Annotated in this window: 20 protein-coding genes and 1 tRNA gene; 11 read left to right on the top strand and 10 right to left on the bottom strand. The window is 69.3% G+C overall.

What is annotated here, in order from left to right; genetic code table 11:
* The first annotated feature begins 454 nt into the window (after nt 1-454).
* The 5 genes from KHC27_RS01775 (at nt 455) to KHC27_RS01755 (ending at nt 5,577) form a co-directional block, all read left to right on the top strand.
* Nucleotides 455-1,462 (top strand): Bug family tripartite tricarboxylate transporter substrate binding protein, encoded by a 1,008-nt coding sequence (locus tag KHC27_RS01775; RefSeq protein ID WP_213334286.1) that lies wholly within the window; start codon nt 455-457, stop codon nt 1,460-1,462.
* A gap of 243 nt (nt 1,463-1,705) precedes the next feature.
* A complete protein-coding gene (locus KHC27_RS01770; RefSeq protein ID WP_213334284.1) occupies nt 1,706-2,209 on the top strand; it encodes a tripartite tricarboxylate transporter TctB family protein in 504 nt (167 codons plus the stop codon).
* Nucleotides 2,210-2,262: 53 nt separating this feature from the next.
* The gene (locus KHC27_RS01765) at nt 2,263-3,768 is read left to right on the top strand and encodes a tripartite tricarboxylate transporter permease (RefSeq protein ID WP_213334282.1); all 1,506 of its coding nucleotides are present in this window, start codon (nt 2,263-2,265) and stop codon (nt 3,766-3,768) included.
* Nucleotides 3,769-4,186: 418 nt separating this feature from the next.
* Complete coding sequence (locus tag KHC27_RS01760) at nt 4,187-4,906, top strand: GntR family transcriptional regulator (RefSeq protein ID WP_213334281.1); 720 nt, start codon at nt 4,187-4,189, stop codon at nt 4,904-4,906.
* Between the two features lie 197 nt (nt 4,907-5,103).
* Nucleotides 5,104-5,577: a tellurite resistance TerB family protein gene (locus tag KHC27_RS01755; RefSeq protein ID WP_213334279.1), complete on the top strand. Its 474-nt coding sequence runs from the start codon at nt 5,104-5,106 to the stop codon at nt 5,575-5,577.
* Nucleotides 5,578-5,618: 41 nt separating this feature from the next.
* Here the strand turns inward: KHC27_RS01755 and KHC27_RS01750 are convergent, their stop codons facing one another.
* On the bottom strand, nt 5,619-5,831 hold the full coding sequence (locus KHC27_RS01750) for a DUF1674 domain-containing protein (protein ID WP_213334277.1): 213 nt from the start codon (nt 5,829-5,831) through the stop codon (nt 5,619-5,621).
* Between the two features lie 128 nt (nt 5,832-5,959).
* Here KHC27_RS01750 and htpX point away from each other — a divergent pair, with 128 nt between their 5' ends.
* Together htpX and KHC27_RS01740 are read left to right on the top strand one after the other, a co-directional pair.
* On the top strand, nt 5,960-6,949 hold the full coding sequence (gene htpX / locus KHC27_RS01745; RefSeq protein WP_213334274.1) for a zinc metalloprotease HtpX: 990 nt from the start codon (nt 5,960-5,962) through the stop codon (nt 6,947-6,949).
* 228 nt (nt 6,950-7,177) lie between these two features.
* Nucleotides 7,178-7,253 (top strand) — tRNA-Thr (locus tag KHC27_RS01740).
* Nucleotides 7,254-7,257: 4 nt separating this feature from the next.
* Here KHC27_RS01740 and KHC27_RS01735 read toward each other — a convergent pair.
* Both KHC27_RS01735 and KHC27_RS01730 read right to left on the bottom strand, forming a co-directional pair.
* Complete coding sequence (locus KHC27_RS01735) at nt 7,258-8,331, bottom strand: class I SAM-dependent methyltransferase (RefSeq protein ID WP_213334272.1); 1,074 nt, start codon at nt 8,329-8,331, stop codon at nt 7,258-7,260.
* A 72-nt stretch (nt 8,332-8,403) separates the two neighbouring features.
* A complete protein-coding gene (locus KHC27_RS01730) occupies nt 8,404-9,159 on the bottom strand; it encodes a bestrophin-like domain (protein ID WP_213334270.1) in 756 nt (251 codons plus the stop codon).
* Between the two features lie 166 nt (nt 9,160-9,325).
* Between KHC27_RS01730 and KHC27_RS01725 the strand changes: the two genes are divergently transcribed.
* Complete coding sequence (locus tag KHC27_RS01725) at nt 9,326-9,592, top strand: hypothetical protein (protein WP_213334268.1); 267 nt, start codon at nt 9,326-9,328, stop codon at nt 9,590-9,592.
* Between the two features lie 107 nt (nt 9,593-9,699).
* Here the strand turns inward: KHC27_RS01725 and KHC27_RS01720 are convergent, their stop codons facing one another.
* From KHC27_RS01720 to KHC27_RS01710, 3 genes are all read right to left on the bottom strand, one after another.
* Nucleotides 9,700-10,491, bottom strand: a complete 792-nt coding sequence (locus KHC27_RS01720) for a Bax inhibitor-1/YccA family protein (protein ID WP_213334266.1) — start codon at nt 10,489-10,491, stop codon at nt 9,700-9,702.
* Nucleotides 10,492-10,660: 169 nt separating this feature from the next.
* The gene (locus tag KHC27_RS01715; protein WP_213334264.1) at nt 10,661-13,267 is read right to left on the bottom strand and encodes an ABC transporter permease; all 2,607 of its coding nucleotides are present in this window, start codon (nt 13,265-13,267) and stop codon (nt 10,661-10,663) included.
* Nucleotides 13,264-14,001, bottom strand: a complete 738-nt coding sequence (locus KHC27_RS01710) for an ABC transporter ATP-binding protein (protein WP_213334261.1) — start codon at nt 13,999-14,001, stop codon at nt 13,264-13,266. Before KHC27_RS01710 ends, KHC27_RS01715 begins: the two co-directional genes overlap by 4 nt.
* A 160-nt stretch (nt 14,002-14,161) precedes the next feature.
* Here KHC27_RS01710 and KHC27_RS01705 point away from each other — a divergent pair, with 160 nt between their 5' ends.
* The 3 genes from KHC27_RS01705 to KHC27_RS01695 all read left to right on the top strand — a co-directional run bounded on the left by KHC27_RS01705 (nt 14,162) and on the right by KHC27_RS01695 (nt 16,424).
* Complete coding sequence (locus KHC27_RS01705; protein WP_213334512.1) at nt 14,162-14,749, top strand: arylesterase; 588 nt, start codon at nt 14,162-14,164, stop codon at nt 14,747-14,749.
* A gap of 10 nt (nt 14,750-14,759) precedes the next feature.
* Complete coding sequence (locus KHC27_RS01700) at nt 14,760-15,245, top strand: DUF2267 domain-containing protein (RefSeq protein ID WP_213334259.1); 486 nt, start codon at nt 14,760-14,762, stop codon at nt 15,243-15,245.
* Between the two features lie 129 nt (nt 15,246-15,374).
* The gene (locus KHC27_RS01695; protein WP_213334257.1) at nt 15,375-16,424 is read left to right on the top strand and encodes an NADP(H)-dependent aldo-keto reductase; all 1,050 of its coding nucleotides are present in this window, start codon (nt 15,375-15,377) and stop codon (nt 16,422-16,424) included.
* 34 nt (nt 16,425-16,458) lie between these two features.
* Here KHC27_RS01695 and KHC27_RS01690 read toward each other — a convergent pair whose 3' ends face one another.
* The 4 genes from KHC27_RS01690 to dapF form a co-directional block, all read right to left on the bottom strand.
* Complete coding sequence (locus tag KHC27_RS01690) at nt 16,459-17,079, bottom strand: septation protein A (protein ID WP_213334255.1); 621 nt, start codon at nt 17,077-17,079, stop codon at nt 16,459-16,461.
* 104 nt (nt 17,080-17,183) lie between these two features.
* Nucleotides 17,184-18,122, bottom strand: a complete 939-nt coding sequence (gene ftsY / locus KHC27_RS01685; protein WP_213334253.1) for a signal recognition particle-docking protein FtsY — start codon at nt 18,120-18,122, stop codon at nt 17,184-17,186.
* A gap of 17 nt (nt 18,123-18,139) precedes the next feature.
* Complete coding sequence (mtaB, locus tag KHC27_RS01680; protein ID WP_246518701.1) at nt 18,140-19,387, bottom strand: tRNA (N(6)-L-threonylcarbamoyladenosine(37)-C(2))-methylthiotransferase MtaB; 1,248 nt, start codon at nt 19,385-19,387, stop codon at nt 18,140-18,142.
* 113 nt (nt 19,388-19,500) lie between these two features.
* On the bottom strand, nt 19,501-20,364 hold the full coding sequence (dapF, locus tag KHC27_RS01675) for a diaminopimelate epimerase (protein ID WP_213334249.1): 864 nt from the start codon (nt 20,362-20,364) through the stop codon (nt 19,501-19,503).
* Between the last annotated feature and the right edge of the window lie 297 nt (nt 20,365-20,661).

Below are 20,661 nucleotides of genomic sequence, written 5' to 3'. Positions count from 1 at the left end.
GACGCCGCGAGTATCCGGCCGTCGTGGCGGCGGGAGGGAAAGCAGCACCCGCCACCGGCTGTCTGACGGCGCCTTCACCCGTCATACCCTGCGCGCAGACCTTACCGGCGGATACGAGCGACGTAATTCGCTCGTGACAACAGTGGCTTGCAAGAATTCGCGCAACATATTCGGGCATCGAGTATTACGTATACCAAGAACATTATTACAGATGCCAACGCTTCAGAAACAAGCAAACTCACTGACCTTGCGTCGCAGCATTCCACTTTGGAATTAGTGCTTGTCGGCCACGGATTCTTGGTACACCTTATTCTACATAATAACCGAGGGCGCGGCTGAACGGCCGTTCGGTCATTGTGGTGCCGCCACGTCGGGGCCCGAGGGGCGGCGCAAAAAAACATGCCGACGCAAAATGATCGGCAGTTGGACGAACCCTTTGGGAAGGAAACGGTAGATGAACATTTTCAACGCCTTTGGTCTCGGCGCCATCACCGCGCTGGGCATTACAGCGATGTCTCTCCAGCCTGCGGCGGCCTGGGAGCCGACCAAGCCGGTCGAATTCATCGTGCCCGCCGGCACCGGCGGCGGCGCCGATCAGATGGCGCGCACGCTGCAGGGCATCATTGCCAAGCATTCGCTGATGTCGACCCAGCTCGTGGTCATCAACAAGTCGGGCGGCGCCGGCGGCGAAGGCTTCCTTGACGTCAAGAACTCCAAGGCCAACCCGCACAAGATCGTCATCACCCTCTCGAACCTGTTCACCACCCCGCTCGCGACCGGCATTCCCTTCAACTGGAAGGACCTGACCCCCGTCGCGATGCTGGCGCTGGACGAATTCGTCCTGTGGGTGAACGCCGAGAAGCCCTACAAGACCGCGCAGGAATATGTCACGGCCATCAAGGCGGCGCCGGACGGCACCTTCAAGATGGGCGGCACCGGCTCCAAGCAGGAAGACCAGATCATCACGGTCGCCTTCGAGAAGGCCATCGGCAAGAAGCTGACCTACATTCCGTACAAGGGCGGTGGCGAGGTCGCCGTGCAGCTCGTCGGCGGCCATGTCGACTCCACCGTGAACAACCCGATCGAAGCGGTCTCCCAGTGGCGCGGCGACAAGGTTCGTCCGCTCTGCGTCTTCGACGACAAGACCCTCCCCTACACCGACAAGATCCTCGGCGACCTCTCCTGGTCGAGCGTGCCGACCTGCAAGTCGGCCGGTGTCGACGTGGAATATCTGATGCTGCGCGGCATCTTCATGCCGCCGGGGGTCAGCGCCGAGCAGGTGGCGTACTTCGTCGACCTCTTCAAGAAGGTCCGCGAGACGCCCGAGTGGCAGCAGCTCATGAAGGACGGCGCTTTCAACCCGACCTTCATGGCCGGCCCGGAATTCGTGAGCTGGCTCGAGGGCAGTGAGAAGAACCACAAGGCTCTGATGCAGGAAGCCGGCTTTATCGCGGGTAACTGAGCCTGTGTCGCGCACCGCCTGGTGCGGTGCGCGACACCCCTTCCGCCTGCCGCGCTCCGGTTTCTTCCAAAGGAACGCGGGAGCGCGTCGGACGCGCCCACCGTGGCGCTCCCACCGATGGCGGACGTTCCGGCGCGGATGCCGGCAACAACATAGAGGCCCAGCCTGAAGCGCTGGGCGCGACCCATCCCTGGCGGGCCTTGCCCGCCGGAAGGCTTCTTGCGCGGTTTTTCGGAGACACTGATGGCACATCCACCCCACGGAGCCCCAGGCTCCGGGCCGACGCAGCGCAATGCCGAACTCGGCACCGCGCTCCTCACCCTCCTCTTCGGCGGCATCGTCATCTATGGCAGCCTGCTGGTCGGCGTCGGCTGGAGCAGCGACGGCCCCCAGGCCGGCTTCTTCCCGTTCTATGTCGGTCTCGTCATCGCCGGCTGCAGCATCATCAATCTCGTTCAGGCGCTCCGTGTCGACCCGACCGAGCTGTTCGCCGAATGGGGCCAGATGAGCCAGGTCCTCAAGGTGCTCATTCCGGCGACGATCTACGTCATCCTGATCCCGTATCTCGGGATCTACGTGCCGTCCTTTCTTCTGATCACCCTCTTCATGATCTGGCTCGGCAAATATGGCTGGCCCCTGACGCTCGCCGTGGCCATCGGCGTGCCGGTGTTCTTCTTCCTCACGCTTGAGCGCTGGTTCCTCATCCCGCTGCCCAAGGGGCCCATCGAGGCCATGCTCGGACTCTGAACCCGTAACGCGAGACATGCACAGGCGGCTCGCGCCGTCCCAGGGATGCGCCAATGTTCGACAATTTCATCAATCTCTACCACGGGTTCGCCATAGCCTCGGATCCGTTCAACATATTGCTGATGGCGGTGGGCATCCTGCTCGGCGTGATCATCGGCGTGCTGCCCGGCCTCGGCGGCGCCAATGGCGTCGCCATCCTGCTGCCGCTCACCTTCTCGATGTCGCCGACCTCGGCCATCATTCTGCTGACCTGCATCTACTGGGGTGCGCTGTTCGGCGGCGCCATCACCTCGGTGCTGTTCAACATCCCCGGCGAACCATGGTCGGTGGCGACCACCTTCGACGGCCACCCGATGGCACGCAACGGCAAGGCGGGCGAAGCGCTCACGGCGGCCTTCACCTCGTCCTTCGTCGGCGCCTTCGTCGCCGTCATCATGATCACCCTGATCGCGCCGCTGGTTGCCCGCTTCGCCCTCCAGTTCGGCCCGGCCGAGAAGTTCGCGGTGTATTTCCTCGCCTTCGCCTCCTTCGTCGGCATGAGCAAGGAACCGCCGGCCAAGACCATCGTCTCCATGATGATCGGCTTCGCGCTCGCCGCGGTCGGACTTGACATGGTGACCGGCCAGCTGCGCCTCACCTTCGGTTCCGAGGAACTGCTGAACGGCTTCGACTTCCTGATCGCGGTCATCGGCCTGTTCGGCATCGGCGAAATCCTGCTGACCATGGAAGAAGGGCTGGAGTTCCGCGGCAAGGCCGCCAAGATCGACCCCAAGGTCGTTCTCAAGACCTGGGCCACGCTGCCGCGCTATTGGGCAACCTCGCTGCGCTCCTGCATCATCGGCTGCTGGATGGGCATCACCCCCGCCGGCGCGACTCCCGCTTCCTTCATGGCCTATGGCATCGCCAAGCGCGTGTCCAAGAACGGCAAGAACTTCGGCAATGGCGAGATCGAGGGCGTCATCGCGCCGGAGACCGCGGCCCATGCCGCCGGCACGTCGGCGATGCTGCCGATGCTCGCCCTCGGCGTCCCCGGTTCGCCCACCGCCGCGGTGCTGCTGGGCGGCCTGCTGATCTGGGGTCTCCAGCCCGGCCCGATGCTCTTCGTGGAGCAGAGCGAGTTCGTGTGGGGCCTGATCGCCTCCATGTATCTCGGCAACGTCGTCGGCCTGCTGCTGGTGCTCACCACGGTTCCGCTGTTCGCCTCGATCCTGCGCATTCCGTTCTCGATCATCGCCCCGGTCATCCTGGTGATCTGCGCGATCGGCGCCTACACCGTGAACAACAACGTCTTCGACGTGCTGATGATGATGGTGTTCGGCGTGCTGGGATACCTGCTCAAGAAGACCAGCTACCCGCTGGCGCCGCTGGTGCTCGCCATCGTCCTCGGCGACAGCGCGGAGGAGGCGTTCCGCCAGTCCCTGCTCGGCTCGGGTGGCTCGCTCGGGGTGTTCTTCTCCAACCCGCTGGTCTCCACCATCATGGTCCTCGGCCTGGTGGCCGGCCTCTGGCCGCTGATCTCCAACGCGATCGGCCGCTTCCGGGTGGCACAGCCGGCATGACACTGCCGGCACCGTGAACGAGGCCATCGCCGCGCAGGCAGCGGCGGCCTCGACCTCGACAAGCCCCCGCCGTACCGGCCCAGCCGGCGCGGCGGGGGCTTCTGCCCGGTGAGCGGCCCAGGCCATCACCCGATCCCTCACCCTCCCCGGAGAGCGGAGCTCGGGCATTCGGAGACACGGCTTGCCGTGTCGGACGGACGCCGCAGAATGCGATCCGCCGGCAAGGCGCCCGTCCACATAGATTCCGGGTTCGGGAGGAAACGCGAATGGTCCATCTCATCACCCTACTCACCGGCGGAATGGCCCGGGCGAACGGGCGCGAGGCTAACGGCACCCGCCGATACCCGCGCCACGGCCGGCACAAGATCCCCGACGTCGTCCGCCACGCTGCCGGCCTTCCCGAACGGGAGAGCGCTCCATGAGCTTTGATCCGCAGATCCGCCGCCTGCCAGGAGCGCCGAAACTGGCGGTGGCGCCGCTGGAGGATACCTCGACCTTCAAGAACCGCGCCTACAGCGCGCTGAAGGAGGTCATCGTCTCGCTCAACATCTACGACCAGCCCCACGAGGTTCGCCTCGACGAGCGCCAGCTGGCGCAAAGCCTCGGTGTCAGCCGCACGCCGGTGCGCGAAGCCATGGCCCAGCTCGAACGCGAGGGCTTCGTCCATTCGGTTCCCCGCCGGGGCATCTATGTCGTGCGCAAGACCCGGCGCGAAGTCATCGAGATGATCCAGGTCTGGGCGGCGCTGGAAGGACTGGCCGCCCGCCTCATCACGCTGCACTCCACGGATGAGGAGATTTCCCGTCTCCGGGAGATGTTCACGACCTTCGAAGACGGCACGCTCCACGCCAAGCTCGACGAATATTCCGAGATAAACATCCAGTTCCACCAGACCATCATCGCCATGGGCGGCAACGGGATATTGGTGAACCTCGCCGAAAATCTCTTCACCCATATGCGCATGATCCGGCGCAAGACGATCGGCGAGAACGACCGGGTGGCCCGCTCCATCCAGGATCACCTCGCCATCATCCAGGCGCTGGAGGCGCGCGACACCGAGCGCGCCGAGACACTGGTGAAGATGCACGCGCTGGGTCTTGCCGATCATGTCGCCCGCCACGCCGACTATCTGAGCTGACCGACAGCGGCCCGCACTCTCTCGACTCTCCCGGCGGCTCCCTCGGTGCCGCCGGGATTTCTTTGCGTCCGGCGGCCGTTGCGCCTTTGGCGGCTTTCAGCTAACCCAAGCTGGCGTGGCCTTCCCGGCCGCCTCCCGATCATCAGCGACCACCCATCGCCCGCACACCGCGCCGCCGCGAGGATACGAGCCCAGCCATGCTGCGCACCCTGACCGATTTCATCGCCGAGATCGCCGGCGGGCACCGCGAGACCTTCGTCGACACCGACTACCGTCTCGCCGCAGCGGCACTGCTGGTGCATGTCGTGACCATCGACGGCGTGGTCGGCGCGCAGGAAATGGAAAAGCTGCGCCGCATCCTCGCCGCGCGCTTCAGCCTCGGTCCGGCCGAGGCCGCCGAGCTGGTGGAATCGGCGATCGCCCGCGATGCCGAAGCGGTGGACCTCTACAGCTTCACCAGCGTGCTGAACCGCGCGCTGGACGAGGAGGGCCGCCGCCGCATCGTCGAGATGATGTTCGAGGTCGCCTTTGCCGATGGCGGGCTGACCGAGTTCGAGGACAATCTGGTCTGGCGGGCGGCGGAACTGCTGAATGTCGCCTCGCGCGACCGGGTGGAGATCCGCAAGCGGGTGCGCGACGCCTTCGACGACGGCGAGGCCGACGAGGTCTGAGCCACCGCCGCCCAGGCCGACCGCCGCCACATGGGCCGACCTCAGAAATCCGAGGCGATACCCTTCACCTCCCAATCGCCATAGCGCACCGGCTCCGGCCCATCCCGCCCGTTGATCTCGCGGGCGGGGACGCTTTCCTCGCGGTCGCGGGCCGCACGTCGGGCGGCGGCCTCGGCGAGGGCGCGCTGCGCCGCCGGGCTCAAAAGCCGCGTCCGCACCGGGACGCCTTCGGCAACAGGATTTTCGTCGGTCATGGCTCGCTCACAGCATGGGCACGGCGGAGTGTCATAACGTTGGGGAAGGCGGAACCCTTGCGGAAGCCCCGCCTTCTTCCCATCCTAATTTCGGCGCGCCGGCCGGTCGGCGCAAGCCGGAGGACCCAATGAACTACATGCGAACGGCGATATTGCTGGCAGGCATGACCGCGCTCTTCATGGGCGTCGGCTTCATGATCGGCGGGCAGGGCGGCATGGTGATCGCGCTCATCGTCGCGGCGGGCATGAACGTCTTCAGCTACTGGAATTCCGACCGCATGGTGCTCTCGATGTATGGGGCACGTCCGGTGGATCGCTCCAGCGCGCCCGAGTTCGTCGGCATGATCGAGGATCTCGCCCGCCGGGCCGATCTGCCGATGCCGCGCGTCTACATCATGGATAACCCCCAGCCCAACGCCTTCGCCACCGGCCGCAACCCGCGCAATGCCGCGGTGGCCGCGACCACCGGCCTGCTCAACTCCCTCTCCCGCGAGGAAGTGGCGGGCGTGATGGCCCATGAGCTCGCCCACATCAAGAATCACGACACGCTGACCATGACGATCACCGCCACGCTGGCGGGCGCGATCTCCATGCTGGCGAATTTCGGCATGTTCTTCGGTGGCAACCGCGACAACAACCAGCCCTTCGGCATGATCGGCACCCTCCTGATGATGGTGCTGGCGCCGCTGGCGGCGATGGTCGTGCAGATGGCGGTGTCGCGCTCGCGCGAATACGAGGCCGACAAGCTGGGGGCCGAGATCTGCGGCCAGCCGCTCTGGCTCGCCTCGGCGCTGGCGCGCATTGCCAATGCCGCTCACCAGGTGCCGAACATGGCGGCCGAGCACAATCCCGCCACCGCCCACATGTTCATCATCAATCCGCTTTCTGGCGAGCGGATGGACAACCTGTTCTCCACCCACCCCGCCACCGAAAACCGCATCGCCGCGCTGCGTGCCCTCGCCGAACGAGGCGGCGCTGCGGGGGGCTGGAGCGACGGCTCAACCGCTGGCGACGCGCCGGCCGGCCCCTGGGGCGGCGGCGGGCCGCAGACCCGGTCGGGTGCCTGGGGGCGCGCCACGGCGGGCCGCACCGCGCCGCGCCGAGGCCCCTGGGGCTGAGGCGACGCCGCGCCGGCGGGCGGTGCGGCGCTGGGGCCAAGGCCGGCGCCACCGCCACACCGGGGCTTGCGCCGGGGTGGCGATGGCCTGCCGGCACCGGCTTGAAATGCCGGCGCTTCGCGGTTACAGAAGGGCCGCGCCGCGGGGACCCGTCGGCGCGGCCGGACCGACGCACCAGCGGGTGCCGACGACGGCAAACGGCCTTTCAGGTCGTACCGATGTGGAAATGCCCCAATAGCTCAGCCGGTAGAGCAACTGTTTCGTAAATAGTAGGTCGGCGGTTCGAATCCGTCTTGGGGCACCACACTCTAGCGTTTCACGATCAGCCCGGCATGCACCGTCAGCGGCTCCAGCAGCGCGCTGGGGGAAGCCGCCATGCCGGCTTCAAGGCCCGACAGCAGGTCCGACAGAATGCCCTCCCGCTCGCTCGCGCTGCGGTCGGCATCGAGGGCGGCCAGCAGCGAGGGGCCGAAAGCCGCCCGGATAAAGCCGATCTGCCCGGCCGCGAGCGCGGCGGCATCGCCATTTTCCCGATACGCCGCCCAGTAAGGGTCCGGCCGGCGGTCCAGCCGCTCCTCGACGAGGGCCAGCCCAGCGACGTCCCCCGCCGCGAAGGGTGCGCGGATCGCCTCCGGCGTGCGCTCGAACAGCCACACCGTCAGCCGCTCGCGCTCGGCCGGACGTAACACGCCCGAGGCCGCCAGCGCCTCGATCTGCGCCTGTGCCGCGGCCATCATCACCGGAAAGGTGGTCGCCGCCTCGTCCTCCACCGTCGGCTGGACCACGAGCAGGGCGGCGCCGGACCGCAATTCCCGCGCCCGGCAGCGCAGAAACGTCCGCCAGTCCTCCGCCGACTGCGCTGCGAGCGCGGTGCGGATCGGCGGCGGCGCCATCCGCCCCCAGAGATGGCCCGCGGCGCTGACAGGCGCGCGGCTGAGCCAGTGGACCGCGAAGGCGCACCAGCCGAAGCTCACGGTGTCATCGGGCAGCACCTGCTCGAAATGGCTGCGGCCCACCGCCGAGGCGAACACCCGGGGACTGACCCGGCGATAGCTCGCCTCATGTTCCTCGATGAGATGGAACAAGGTGGCGAAGTCATTGTCGGGCTGGTCGACATGCACCACGCACACCGGCGCCTCGGCATCGATCCTCTCGCGCAGCGCGGCAACGGCGAGGCCGACCGGCTGCAGGGAATTGCCCCCCTGGGCGCAACCGTAATCCGCGATGACGGCCGGCACACCGAGAGGCTGCGGAAGGCCGGCGATGGCCGGCGCGATCATCGGCAGGGCAAAGGCGCTGCCGCCGGACTGCAGCCGCGAGTGCCGGTTGTAGAATCCGCCGCCCAGCATGGGAGCCGGGCGGCCGGGCCGGCGCATGGTCATGATCGGCCCCTCCGGCGAACGGTCGCGCATCATCGTGGCACCGCCGCCGTGGCCGCGACAAGGGGGGTCCGCTCAGCCGCGCACCCGTACCAGTGCATCCGACAGGGGCGAGGGATCGATGCGGATCAGGCCGTCCAGCGGCCGGTCCATCTCGACCAGCACGAAAATGCAGGCCGCGATGCACCACGCACACAGCACATAGGTCGCGATCAGCGTGCCATTCGGCGGCGCCGCAAGGCCGAAGCTGAAGAAGACGATGGCGATCCAGCTCACGATGACGATGAGGAGTATCGGCGAAATGCTGCCGTTACGCTGCTCCACCACCGTCCAGCGCAACTGGATGAGCTGGTTATACGCCGAGCGCGCATTGGCGATGGACTGTTCCTGGGTGACGTTTGACGGCTGCAGCGCATTGAGGGCGCCGCCGAGCGCGATCATCGCGCCGGTCAGGGCCGATCGGGTGTCGTCCAGCCGTTCCATCTGCCCGAACTGATCGCGCAGCACGACCTCCATCTCGCGAACCAGCGCCGCGCGGGCCGTATCGGCCGAAGGACCGAAGGGCTGCAGCGCCTCGTCGAGAAGGATCGACTGCACCGCGAACGTGCGCACATCGCCCTGCACCTGGTCGAACGATTCCTTCACCGACGCGATCAGCAGCCCGAGCACCACGGAGGTGATGGCCGCCACCATGCCCATGGCGATGGCGACGACGTCGAGGCTGTCCCGGCTCAGATGGTGCTGCGGCAGCCGGCTGCGGGCAAGGATGCCGACGAAAGCGCCCACCAGCAGGCTGACGAACACAGCGGCGGCAATGACCAGCGACACCATCGGCGCCGAACTCCAGAAGGACACGTGCGCCGTGTGGCGCCGCCGGCACTATGGAGCAAGGCCGGAGGGATTGTCACGAGTGCCGCGCAGGCACGTCGTCCTTGCAGTGGCGATATGGCACAGGCTGTGCTCCCTTCCGCCACGTTACGCATTCTTTGAGGGAACGATGGCTGTTTTTCTCGTGACGTACGATGTCGGCCACCCCGATCGGGAAGCGGGGCTGGTCGCCGCGATCAAGCAGACGCCCTGGACGCAGCTCACCTCGCGCAGTTTCGCGGTCGCCACGACGGAGAACGACGAGGATCTGTTCGACCGGCTGCGCGATTTCGTCGACGACGGCGACAGCCTCTACCTCGCCTTGATGAAAATGCCCTATCGCGGCCTCGGGCCTCGCGAAGTCAATTACTGGCTCGAGGCAAATCTGCGCTGGTAGCTGCAGGCACTCCCGCAGACGGGTGTCCCACAGGCGCGGGCAATGAAAAGGCCCCGGCACGACGTGCCGGGGCCCATTTCTATCGTGACGGCGCAAGCGACGCGGGATCAGTCGCTGTTGCGATTGCCGAAGAGCTGCAGCAGCATCATGAACAGGTTGATGAAGTCGAGATAGAGCGTCAGCGCGCCCATGATGGCCTTGCGGCCGGCGACGAGCGTGTCGTCACCCTCGAAATACATCTCCTTGATGCGCTGGGTGTCGTAGGCCGTCAGGCCGGCGAAGACCAGCACGCCCACCACCGAGATGACGAACTGCAGCATCGACGAGCCGAGGAAGATGTTCACCAGGCTCGCGATGATGATGCCGAACAGGCCCATGATCAGGAACGAGCCCATCCCCGAGAGGCTGCGCGGCGTGGTGTAGCCATACAGGCTCAGCGCGCCGAACGACGCCGCGGTGATGAAGAACACCCGGACGATGCTGGCGTGGGTATAGACCAGGAAGATCGTCGAGAGCGAAATGCCGACGAGCGCGGCATAGACCCAGAAGGTCAGCTGCGCGGCGGATACGCTCATGCTGTTGATGCGGAAGCTGAGGAAGAACACCGCACCCAGCGGGGCCAGCATCACCACCCACTTCAGCGGGCTCACGAACAGCGCATAGCCGAACTGCGTCAGCATGATGCCGCCGGCCACCTGGCCGGCCGCCTGGCTCGCATCGTTGGTCACGGCGAGCATGTAGATACCCAGAGCCGCAGCGCCGGTGATGGCGAGGCCGAGGGTCATGTAGTTGTAGACGCTCAGCATATACGAGCGGAGGCCCTGGTCGATCGCGGCCTCCGTCCGCGCCGCCCTGGTGCCGAACCGCGCGGCGGCGACGTTGCGATCATAGTCGGACATCGTGTCGGATCCTCTCGAAATTCCCCGAAACAGCCTCCTGTCGGCCGGATGCCGCAGCTATGGACTGTTTTCGTTCAGGAATATGGGCAAGGCCGGATCACGCCGCAAGTGAACTTTGCGTCAGAATTGACCCAACGTCAGGCGCGATCCCCCCTGCTACCCCAGTATGTCACAGATTGCGCAACAGGCGTGCAGGCTTCTGCCCCAGAGCGCGCCATGTGCCGATCAGGCCGAAGCCGACGGTCAGCAGCAGTGCCGCCGCCACCGCTCCCAGCGCGGCCGGGGCGGAAAAGGCGAAGCCGATCTTCATCACGCTGGTGACCACGACATAGGCGGCGAGCGAGCCGGCGGCGATGGCGACCAGCGCGGTGGCGAGGCCGAGGGCGGCGTATTCCAGCCCATAGGCGAGCAGAAGCCGACCTCGGGTCGCGCCGAGCGTCTTCAGCACCACCGCGTCGTAGACCCTTTGCTGCTGGCCCGCCGCCAGCGCGCCGGCCAGCACGAGCACGCTCGACACCAGCGTCACCAGGCTGGCGGCGCGGATGGCGAGCAGGAGCTGGCCGACGATATCGCCGATCTGCGCCAGCGCATCCTTGACCCGCACCACCGTCACCCCGGGAAAGCGGGTGCCGACGGCGCGCGCGACCTGCCGCTCCGCGGTCCCGGAATCGGCGCCGGGCGCCAGAGCGAGGGTGGCGAGCGAGGTGTGGGGGGCGCCGCGGAAGGTGTTGGGCGAGAACACCATGACGAAGTTGATCGCCAGCCTTTCCCAGTCGACATGGCGCAGATTGGCGATTTTCGCGGTGATCGGGCGGCCCAGCACGTTCACCACCACGCTGTCGCCGATCTTCAGACCGAAAGCATCGGCAATCTCCTTCTCGAAGGAGACCAGCGGCGGGCCGGCATAGTCGGGCGCCCACCACGTGCCTTCGGCCAGGGCGGAGCCCTCGGGCAGCGAGTCGGCATAGGTGATGCCGCGGTCGGAGGAGAGGACCCAGGCGAATTCCGGCGGCGGGGTGATGTCCTCCACCGCCCGCTCGCCCATGGTGATCAGCCGGCCACGCAGCATCGGCACCACCTCGACCTTGGCGCCGGGCGCCTCCGTTCCGAGAAATTGGGTGAAATCGTCGACTTCCGTGCTCTGAACGTCGACGAAGTAGAAACTCGGGGCCTCATTCGGCAGGTTTGCGGTCAATTCCCGGGTAAGGCTGCGGTCGATGAGGGCGAGCGTCACGATCAGCGTGAGGCCGAGGCCCAGCGACAGGACCACGGTCGGGGTCAGGGCGCCGGGGCGGTGGATGTTGGCGAGGGCGAGCCGGGCCTCGGTGGCGCGCGGGCGCGGCAGGCGGCGGGCGAGGGCCATGAGGCCGAAGGCGACGAGCCGCAGCGCCAGCAGAACGCTGCCGGCGCCGACGAGATAGTACAGCGCGATGCGCCGATCCTCCGCCGCGAACACCGCGAGCCCGGCCAGCGCGGCCGCCGCGCCATAGGCAAGTGTTTGATAAAGCAGGCGGGGACGGCGGCGGCCGGGGTCGGTGCGGTCGCGGAACAGCGCCGAGACCGGCACCTCGTGGGCGAGCCCCAGCGGCCACAGCGCGAAGGCCAGCGCCACCAGCAGGCCGTAGCCGACCGCCAGCAGCAGCGCCAGCGGCTGCACGCTCGGCTCGATGGCGAGGGGTATCATGGAACCTGCCGCCCAGAGCACGCCATACGGTATGGTCGCGCCGATTCCGAGGCCGATGAGGACGCCGATCAGTGCGATGAGACCGACCTCGATCAGGTAGATCGCGAACACCGTGCCCCCGGTGGCGCCGAGCGACTTGAAGGTGGCGATCACCGCCCGCTTGGCGTCGAGATGGCTCTTCACCGCATTGGCCACCCCCACCCCGCCGACCAGCAGCGCGGTGAGCCCGACCAGGGTGAGGTACTGGGCGAACCGGTTCACGTCCCGCTCCAGCCGGGGAGCGGCGGCGTCGCGGCTGCGGATCTCGAAGCCCGCCTGCGGGGCGCCGGCCTTCACCGCGTCGAGGAAGGCGGGGAGCCCGGCGGGGTCGTCCAGCCTCACCCGATACTGCCAGCGCACCACGCTGCCGGGCTGCACCAGCCTGGAGGCGTCCAGCGCGGCGCGGGAGATCATCAGCCGGGGGCCGAAGCCGATGCCGGTGGAGAGCAGGTCCGGCTCCCGGACGATGGTCGCGGCGAGCCGCAGCGTCGCCTCGCCGATCTGGAAGCGGTCGCCGGGCTTCAGCCCCAGCCGCTCGGCCAGAAGCGGATCGACCACCGCGCCGAAGGCGCCGTCGACCTCGGCCAGCGCCGGCGCCAGCGGGCCGGGCGGCACGGTCTCCAGCGTCCCGGTGAGGGGATAGGCGCCGTCCACCGCCTTGACCTCGGCGAGGGTCGAGACGAAGGACTCGCCCTCCCCGACCCGGGCCATGGCCCGCAGCGTGGCGATGGTGGACACCTGGCCCCGCGCGCCGAGCAGCGCCAGCTCCGGCGCGGTGGCCTCGCGCTGCACCAGCGTGAAGGCGGCGTCGCCGCCCAGCAGGGTGGAGCCCTCCCGCGCCAGCCCGTCGGTCAGCGCGCGGGACAGCGAGCCGACCCCGGCGATGGCGGCGACGCCGAGGGTGAGGCAGGCGAGGAACACGGCGAAGCCGCGCAGCCCGCCGCGCAGCTCGCGCAGGGCAAAGCGCAGCGCGATGCCGAGCCCGGCGGCCCGCCCGGGCGGGCGGCGCGTGGAGCGGGCGGCGGTGGTGGCCGGCGAGGCGGCGACGCTCATGCCGGCACCGCGCCGGCCGGCAGCGGCGCGGCTCCCGCGTCTTCCGCCTCGATATGGCCGGAGCGCAGCCGCACCACCCGGTCGCAGCGGCGGGCGAGACCGAGATCGTGGGTCACGATCACCAGCGTGGTGCCGCGCGCGGCGCGGCTGGCGAAGATCAGCTCCATGATCTGGCGGCCGGTTTCCTCGTCGAGATTGCCGGTGGGCTCGTCGGCGACGAGGATGGCCGGCTCGGGGGCGAGCGCCCGGGCCACCGCCACGCGCTGCTGCTCGCCGCCGGAGAGCTGGGCGGGGTAATGGTCCAGCCGATGGCCGAGCCCGACCGCCGTCAGCTCCGCCGCGGCCCGCGCGAAGGCGTCCGCCCGGCCCGCCAGCTCCAGCGGCACCGCGACATTCTCCAGCGCGGTCATGGTGGGGATGAGGTGGAAGGCCTGGAAGATGATGCCGACATGGCGGCCGCGGAACCGCGCCAGCGCGTCCTCGCCCAGCCCGGTCAGCGGCTCGCCCGCCACCTCGACCGTGCCGCTGTCGGCCCGCTCCAGCCCGGCCAGCACCATCAGCAGGCTCGATTTGCCCGAACCCGAGGGGCCGACCAGTCCAACCGCCTCGCCCGACCCTATATGAAGGGAAACGCCCTTGAGGATGTGGACCCGCGCCGCGCCGGAGCCGAGGGAAAGCTGGACATTGTCCAGCCGGACCGCCGGAGCGGAAGACGAGAAGGAATCGCGCTGCATGATCTCTGGTTTCAACGGCCGTTCGCGGCGCCCCGGATTCGCGAGCCGGCTATGGTTCGGAACGCCAGCATATGGTGCGCTGCACCGTCGGCGAAAGGGGCGGGTGGGGGCGTTCACGACCTTGCGTCATCTGGCGCTGGCGCTGCTGGCGCTGGGCACTATGGCCCTCGCCGGACCGGCGCGGGCGGAGCCTTTGCGGCTGGTGGCCTTTGGCGACAGCCTCACCGCCGGCCTCGGCCTGCCGGCGAAGGAGGCCTTTCCGGCCCGGCTGCAGGCGGCGCTCAAGGCGCGCGGACACGACGTTGTGATCGAGAATGCCGGGGTTTCCGGCGACACCACCGCCGCCGGCCTCGCCCGGCTGGACTGGTCGATCCCCGACGGCACCCAGGGGGTGATCCTCGAACTCGGCGCCAATGACGCGCTGCGCGGGCTCGACCCGGGCCTCGCGGAAAAGGCGCTGGACGAGATGCTGGCGCGGCTGAAGGCGCGCGGCATTCCCGTGCTGCTCGCCGGCATGCTGGCCCCGCCCAACATGGGCGCCGCCTACAAGCAGCGCTTCGACGCCCTTTACCCCGCGCTGGCGGCGAAATACGGCGTGCCGCTCTACCCGTTCTTCCTCGACGGCGTCGCCGGGCAGGGCAAGCTGAACCAGGCCGACGGTGTCCACCCCACCGCGGCCGGCGTCGACATCATCGTCGAGCGCATGCTGCCGGCGGTGGAGGCGTGGCTGGCGACGCTGAAGGGCTGAGGACGCGGGCATGACGGTTCCGATGGCCTATCGCCGCGCCAGCGCCGAGCTGGACGGCTTTCTCGGCGAGGTCGCGGAGCGCGCCGGCCTGTCGAGCCGGCATCAGGCCTACACCGTGGTCGACGCGGTGTTCCGGGCCTTCCGCCGCCGGCTCGACCCCACCGAAACGCTGCTGTTCGCCGCCGCGCTGCCGCCGCTGCTGGGCGGGATGTTCATCCAGCACTGGGAGCCGCAGCCACGCGAGGAGAACTGGGACCCCGCGGCGGTGCTGCGGGACGTGAAGGCGCTGCGGCCGCACCACAACCTCGCCGGGGCCGACGCGGTCAGCCATGTCGCCGCCGCCCTCGCCGTGACGCTGGCCGCTCCGGACGATGCCGCGCGGGACGATGCCGCGGGGCTTGCCGCGGCGCTGGCGCGGCTGCCGCCGCAGGCCCGCGCCTTCTGGGCCGGGGAGGGAAGGGCGGCGGGCGCCACGCGCGGCGGGGCAGGCGAGTGACCAAAGGCGGCTGATCAAGGCCACTGACCAAGCGGCATCTTGTCCGGCCGGGGGTGGCCCCCTATCATGCAGAACCCGGTGCAACGCCGCACCTGCTTCCATCCTGCCCCCAGATTCCCGGACAATCCCATGCAGTATCGCCCGCTTGGCCGCACCGGCCTTGAGGTCAGCGCCATCTGCCTCGGCACGATGACCTATGGCCAGCAGAACACCGAGGCCGAAGGCCACGCCCAGATGGACTATGCCCTCGACCGGGGCATCAACTTCCTCGACACCGCCGAGCTCTATTCCATCCCGCCCAAGCCCGACACCCAGGGCTCGACCGAGCGCATCATCGGCACCTGGATGAAGGCGCGGGGCAACCGCGACAAGGTCATCGTGGCCACCAAGGTCTGCGGCCTCTCCGACATGACGTGGTTCCGCGACGACGGCTCGCCGGCGCGGCCGAACCGGGCGCAGATCCGCGAGGCGGTGGAGAAGAGCCTGACGCGGCTGCAGACCGACTATATCGACCTCTACCAGCTCCACTGGCCGGGCCGGCCGGTGCCGTATTTCGGCTCCAACCCCACGCGGTGGAAGGACGTCTCCGGCGAGGAGACCCCGATCCTCGAAACGCTGGAAGCGGTGGGGGACCTCGTGAAGGAAGGCAAGATCCGCCATTTCGGGCTCTCCAACGAGAGCGCCTGGGGCACGATGCGCTTCCTCCACGAGGCCGACGCGCGAGGGGGGCTGCCGCGCGTGGTGTCGATCCAGAACGCATACCATCTGCTGAACCGCACCTATGAGGTGAACCTTGCCGAGGTGAGCTTGCGCGAGGATGTCGGCCTGCTGGCCTATTCCCCGCTGGCGCAGGGCTACCTCACCGGCAAGTACCAGAACGGCGCCCGCCCGGCCGGGGCGCGCTCCACCCTTTTCAACCGCGGCCAGCGCTACGAGACGCCGGGCACGGAGGAGGCGGTGGCGGCCTATCTCGGCATCGCCGCGGAAGCCGGGCTCGACCCCGCGCAGATGGCGATCGCCTTCTGCCTGTCGCGCTCCTTCATGACGTCGGTCATCATCGGCGCCACCACCATGGCGCAGCTCAAGACCGACATCGACGCGATCGACCTCGTCCTCAGCCCCGAGGTCGAGGCGAAGATCGACGCGGTGCACCAGCGCGTGGGCAACCCCTGCCCGTGAACGGCGGGCGGGCCGGCACCCCGGCCCGCTCCCCCTACTCCGCCGCCGGGCGGCCCTCGGCGGCGCGGGCGGCGGCATCGGCCTCCGGCTCCAGCGCGTAGCGGTTCAGCAGCGGGGCCTGGGCCAGGGCGAAGACGAAGGTGAGCGGGAGATAGCCGAAGGTCTTGAAGGCGACCCAGGTGTCGGTCGACACCGAGCGCCACACGATCTCGTTCAGCACCGCCATGGCGAGGAAGAACACCCCCCAGCGGATGGTGAGCCGGCGCCAGCCCTCCGGCTTCAGCCGGAACACGTCGCCCAGCACATAGGGCAGCAGCGGCCGGCCGAAGGCCAGCCCGCCGAGCAGCGCGGCGCCGAACAGCGCGTTCACCATGGTCGGCTTCAGCTTGATGAAGTGGTCGTCCTGCAGCCACAGCGTCAGCGTGCCGAACACCAGCACCACCGCGGCGGAGATCAGCGGCATCACCGCGATCTTGCGCGCCAGCACCCACATCAGCGCCAGCGCGGCGAAGGTCGCCACCATGAAGGCGGCGGTGGCGACATAGATGCCGGCCTTGCCGTTGGCGACGAAGAAGATGACGAGCGGGCCCATCTCCAGCGCGAATTTGAGCAGCGGGTGCATGGTGCGCGCGGGCGCCGGCGTCGTCTCGGTCATGCGGTGTCCTCGGGTGATGCCCCGTTGTGGCCCGCGGGCGCGGCAGGATCAAGGCCGCGCCGGGTGTGCCGGGGCGTGCCGGCGGGGCGGGAAGGCGAGGGCGCTCAGTCCAGCCCGACGATGGCGCGGGCGAAATCGCGGGCGGTGAAGGGCTGGAGGTCGTCCACCCCCTCGCCCACCCCGACCAGATGCACCGGCAGGCCGTGCCTGGCGGCGATCGCGACCAGGATGCCGCCGCGGGCGGTGCCGTCGAGCTTGGTCATGACGAGGCCGGTGACGCCCGCCACCCGGCGGAACGCCTCGACCTGGGACAGCGCGTTCTGGCCGACGGTGGCGTCCAGCACCAGGACCACCGCGTGCGGGGCGGCGGGGTCCTGCTTCTTCAGCACCCGCACCACCTTCTCCAGCTCCGCCATCAGCTCGGCGCGGTTCTGCAGCCGGCCGGCGGTGTCGACGATCAGCACGTCGGCGCCCTCGGCGCGGGCCTTCGCCAGCCCGTCAAAGGCGACGCCGGCGGCATCCGCGCCCGGCTCGCGGGAAACGATGCTGGCCCCGGTGCGGTCCGCCCAGACCTTGAGCTGCTCGATGGCGGCGGCGCGGAAGGTGTCGCCGGCGGCCAGCACCACCTTCTTGCCCTCGGCGCGCAGACGCGCCGCCACCTTGCCGATGGTGGTGGTTTTGCCCGAGCCGTTGACGCCGACCATCAGCAGCACGAACGGCCGGATGGCGGGATCGAACACCAGCGGGGTGGCGACCGGGGCCAGCACCCGCTCGATCTCCTGCGCGACGAGGCCGCGCACCTCGTCGGGGTCGATGCTCTTCTCGTAGCGGCCCTTGCCCACCGCCTCGCTGATGCGGCCGGCGGTCTCCACCCCGAGATCGGCGCGGATGAGGATGTCCTCGAGGTCTTCCAGCGTGGCGGCGTCGAGCTTGCGCTTGGTGAAGAGGTCGGTGATGCCGCTCGACAGGTTGGTCGCGGTGCGGGTCAGGCCCTGGGTCAGCCGCTTCCAGAAGCCGGGCCGGGGGGCGTCGTTCTCGCTCATGTCGGGTTCCGGCAGGTTCAGGCCGCGAGCAGCCGCGTGCCGTCATGGCCCGCGATGCGCAGCGTCGAAAGGGTGCCCGGCTCCAGCGGGCGGGCAAGGCGCACCGGGGTGAACCCCTCGGTGCGGGCGAGGCCTTCGGTCTCGGCGAGCACCGCGCGCAGGCGGCCCACCTCGCCGGAGAGGTGGCGCAGCAGGGCCTGGGCGCCCCGCTCGCGCAGCCGCCTGGCCCGCTCCTTCACCACCTCGCGGGCAAGCTGCGGCATGCGGGCCGCCGGCGTGCCCCGGCGCGGGGAGAAGGGGAAGACGTGCAGATGGGTGAGCCCGCAATCCTCGACCAGCGCCAGCGAATTGCGGAAATGCGCCTCGGTCTCGGTGGGGAAGCCGGCGATGATGTCGGCGCCGAACACCAGATCGGGGCGCAGCCGCCGGGCCTCCCGGCAGAAGGCGATGGCGTCGGCCCGGGAATGCCGGCGCTTCATCCGCTTGAGGATGAGGTCGTCGCCGGCCTGCAGCGAGAGGTGGAGATGGGGCATCAGCCGTTCCTCCTCCGCCAGCGCCGCCATCAGTTCGGGATCGGCCTCCACCGAATCGATCGAGGACAGCCGCAGCCGCGCCAGCTCCGGCACATGGCGCAGAATGGCGCGCACCAGCGTGCCGAGCTTCGGCGCGCCCGGCAGGCCGGCGCCGTAGGAGGTGAGGTCGACGCCGGTCAGCACCACCTCGCCATAGCCGTTCTCGACCAGCCGGCGCACCTGCGCCACCACCTCGCCCATCGGCACCGAGCGGGAATTGCCCCGGCCATAGGGGATGATGCAGAAGGTGCAGCGGTGGTCGCAGCCGTTCTGCACCTGCACGAAGGCGCGGGTGCGGCCCTCGATGCCGTCGATGAGGTGCAGCGCGGTCTCGCGCACGCTCATGATGTCGCCGACGACCGCCTTCTCCTCCGCCCCGATGCCGAAATCGACCGCCTGCCGCGCCGCGACCCAGGTCTGCGGCAGGGTTTTCTCGGCGTTGCCGACCACCCGCTCGACCTCGTCCATGGCGGCGAAGGTCTCCGGCTCGGTCTGCGCGGCGCAGCCGGTGACGAGGATACGGCGGCCGGGGTCCTCCCGCTTCAGCCGGCGGATCGCCTGCCGCGCCTGCCGCACCGCCTCGGCGGTGACCGCGCAGGTGTTGACCACCACGGCGCGCTCCAGTCCCGCCGCCTCGGCGGCGCGGCGCACCGCCTCCGATTCCAGCGTGTTGAGCCGGCAGCCGAACGTCATCACCGCGACGCCGGCCGCGGCCGGCACGTGGCCCGGCAGATCGCCGGAAGCCGCGGCGGCGGCCGCGTCGGTCGGGGCGGGGTCGGTCAGGGAGGAGTCGGTCATGGACGCTCTCAGGCGGCGGCGCCGAGCATGGCGGGCGAGAGTTCGCCGACGAATTCGGTCTCGGCCGGGCCGGTCATGAGGATGTGATCGTCGGCCTGCCGCCATTCGATCAGCAGGTCGCCGCCGGGCAGGGTGACGCGGAGCGGCTGGCCGTCGCGGCGCGGGCTGCGCCCGGTGCGCATGGCGTTGACCGCGGCGGCGCAGGCCGCCGAGCCGCAGGCCCGGGTGAGGCCGGCGCCGCGCTCCCACACCGCGAGGCGGATGTGGTCCGGCGCCAGCATCTGCGCCAGCCCGATATTGGCGCGCTCGGGAAAGATCGGGTGGTGCTCCAGCCGCGGGCCGAGCCGGGCGAGATCATGGGCGGCGAGGTCGGCGACGAAGAAGGTGGCGTGGGGGTTTCCGACATTGGCCATGGCCGGGGCGGCGAGGCCTTCCAGCGTCAGCTCCACCGCGCCGGTGTGCGGCACCGCGTGGGCGAGGGGAATGTCCTGCCAGCCGAAGCGGGGGGCGCCCATGTCGGCGGTGACGCCTTCCGCCACGATGCGGCAGTCGAGCAGCCCGGCCACGCTCTCGAACACCAGATGGTCGCGGCCGGTGCGGCCGGATTCATACAGCGCGATGCACCGCGTGCCGTTGCCGCAGGCGCCGGCCTCGGAGCCGTCGGCATTGATGATGCGCACGAAGGCGTCGGTGCCCGGCGTCCGGGCGGGGTACAGCGCCATGATCTGGTCGAAGGGCAGCGCCTGCGGGCGGGCCAGCGCCCGCGCCTCGTCCGGCGGCACGGCGACCGGGGCGGCGCGCAGGTCGAGCACCACGATCTCGTTGCCGAGGCCGTTCATCTTCACGAAGGGGCGGTTCGCCAGCAGGGCCATGAAGCAGCTTTCCGCGTCGCACCGGGACGTCGTCGAACAGGGCCGCGCGCGGCGGCGAGGGGGGTCGAAGGGGCCGCGCCTCGGCGGCACGGGGTCGAAAGGTCACGCCCGCCGCGGCCGGGTGCCGGCGGCCGGCTCGCGCCCTTATAGGGCAAGGGCCGGCGCGAAGGCCAGCCTTCCCTTTGCGGCACCCTTCCCGCACGGTTTGCCGGGCGGCGACGCTTTCCTCCCCGCGAAATCGGCTTACATCTGCCATCGCGACGGCGGAAGGACAGTGCTAGAACCGGGTCCGCTCCG

Source organism: Ancylobacter lacus (assembly GCF_018390635.1).
Lineage (GTDB): Bacteria > Pseudomonadota > Alphaproteobacteria > Rhizobiales > Xanthobacteraceae > Ancylobacter > Ancylobacter lacus.
Note: the sequence above shows the minus strand (reverse complement) of the source record. Positions and strands in the feature narration are given on the sequence as shown.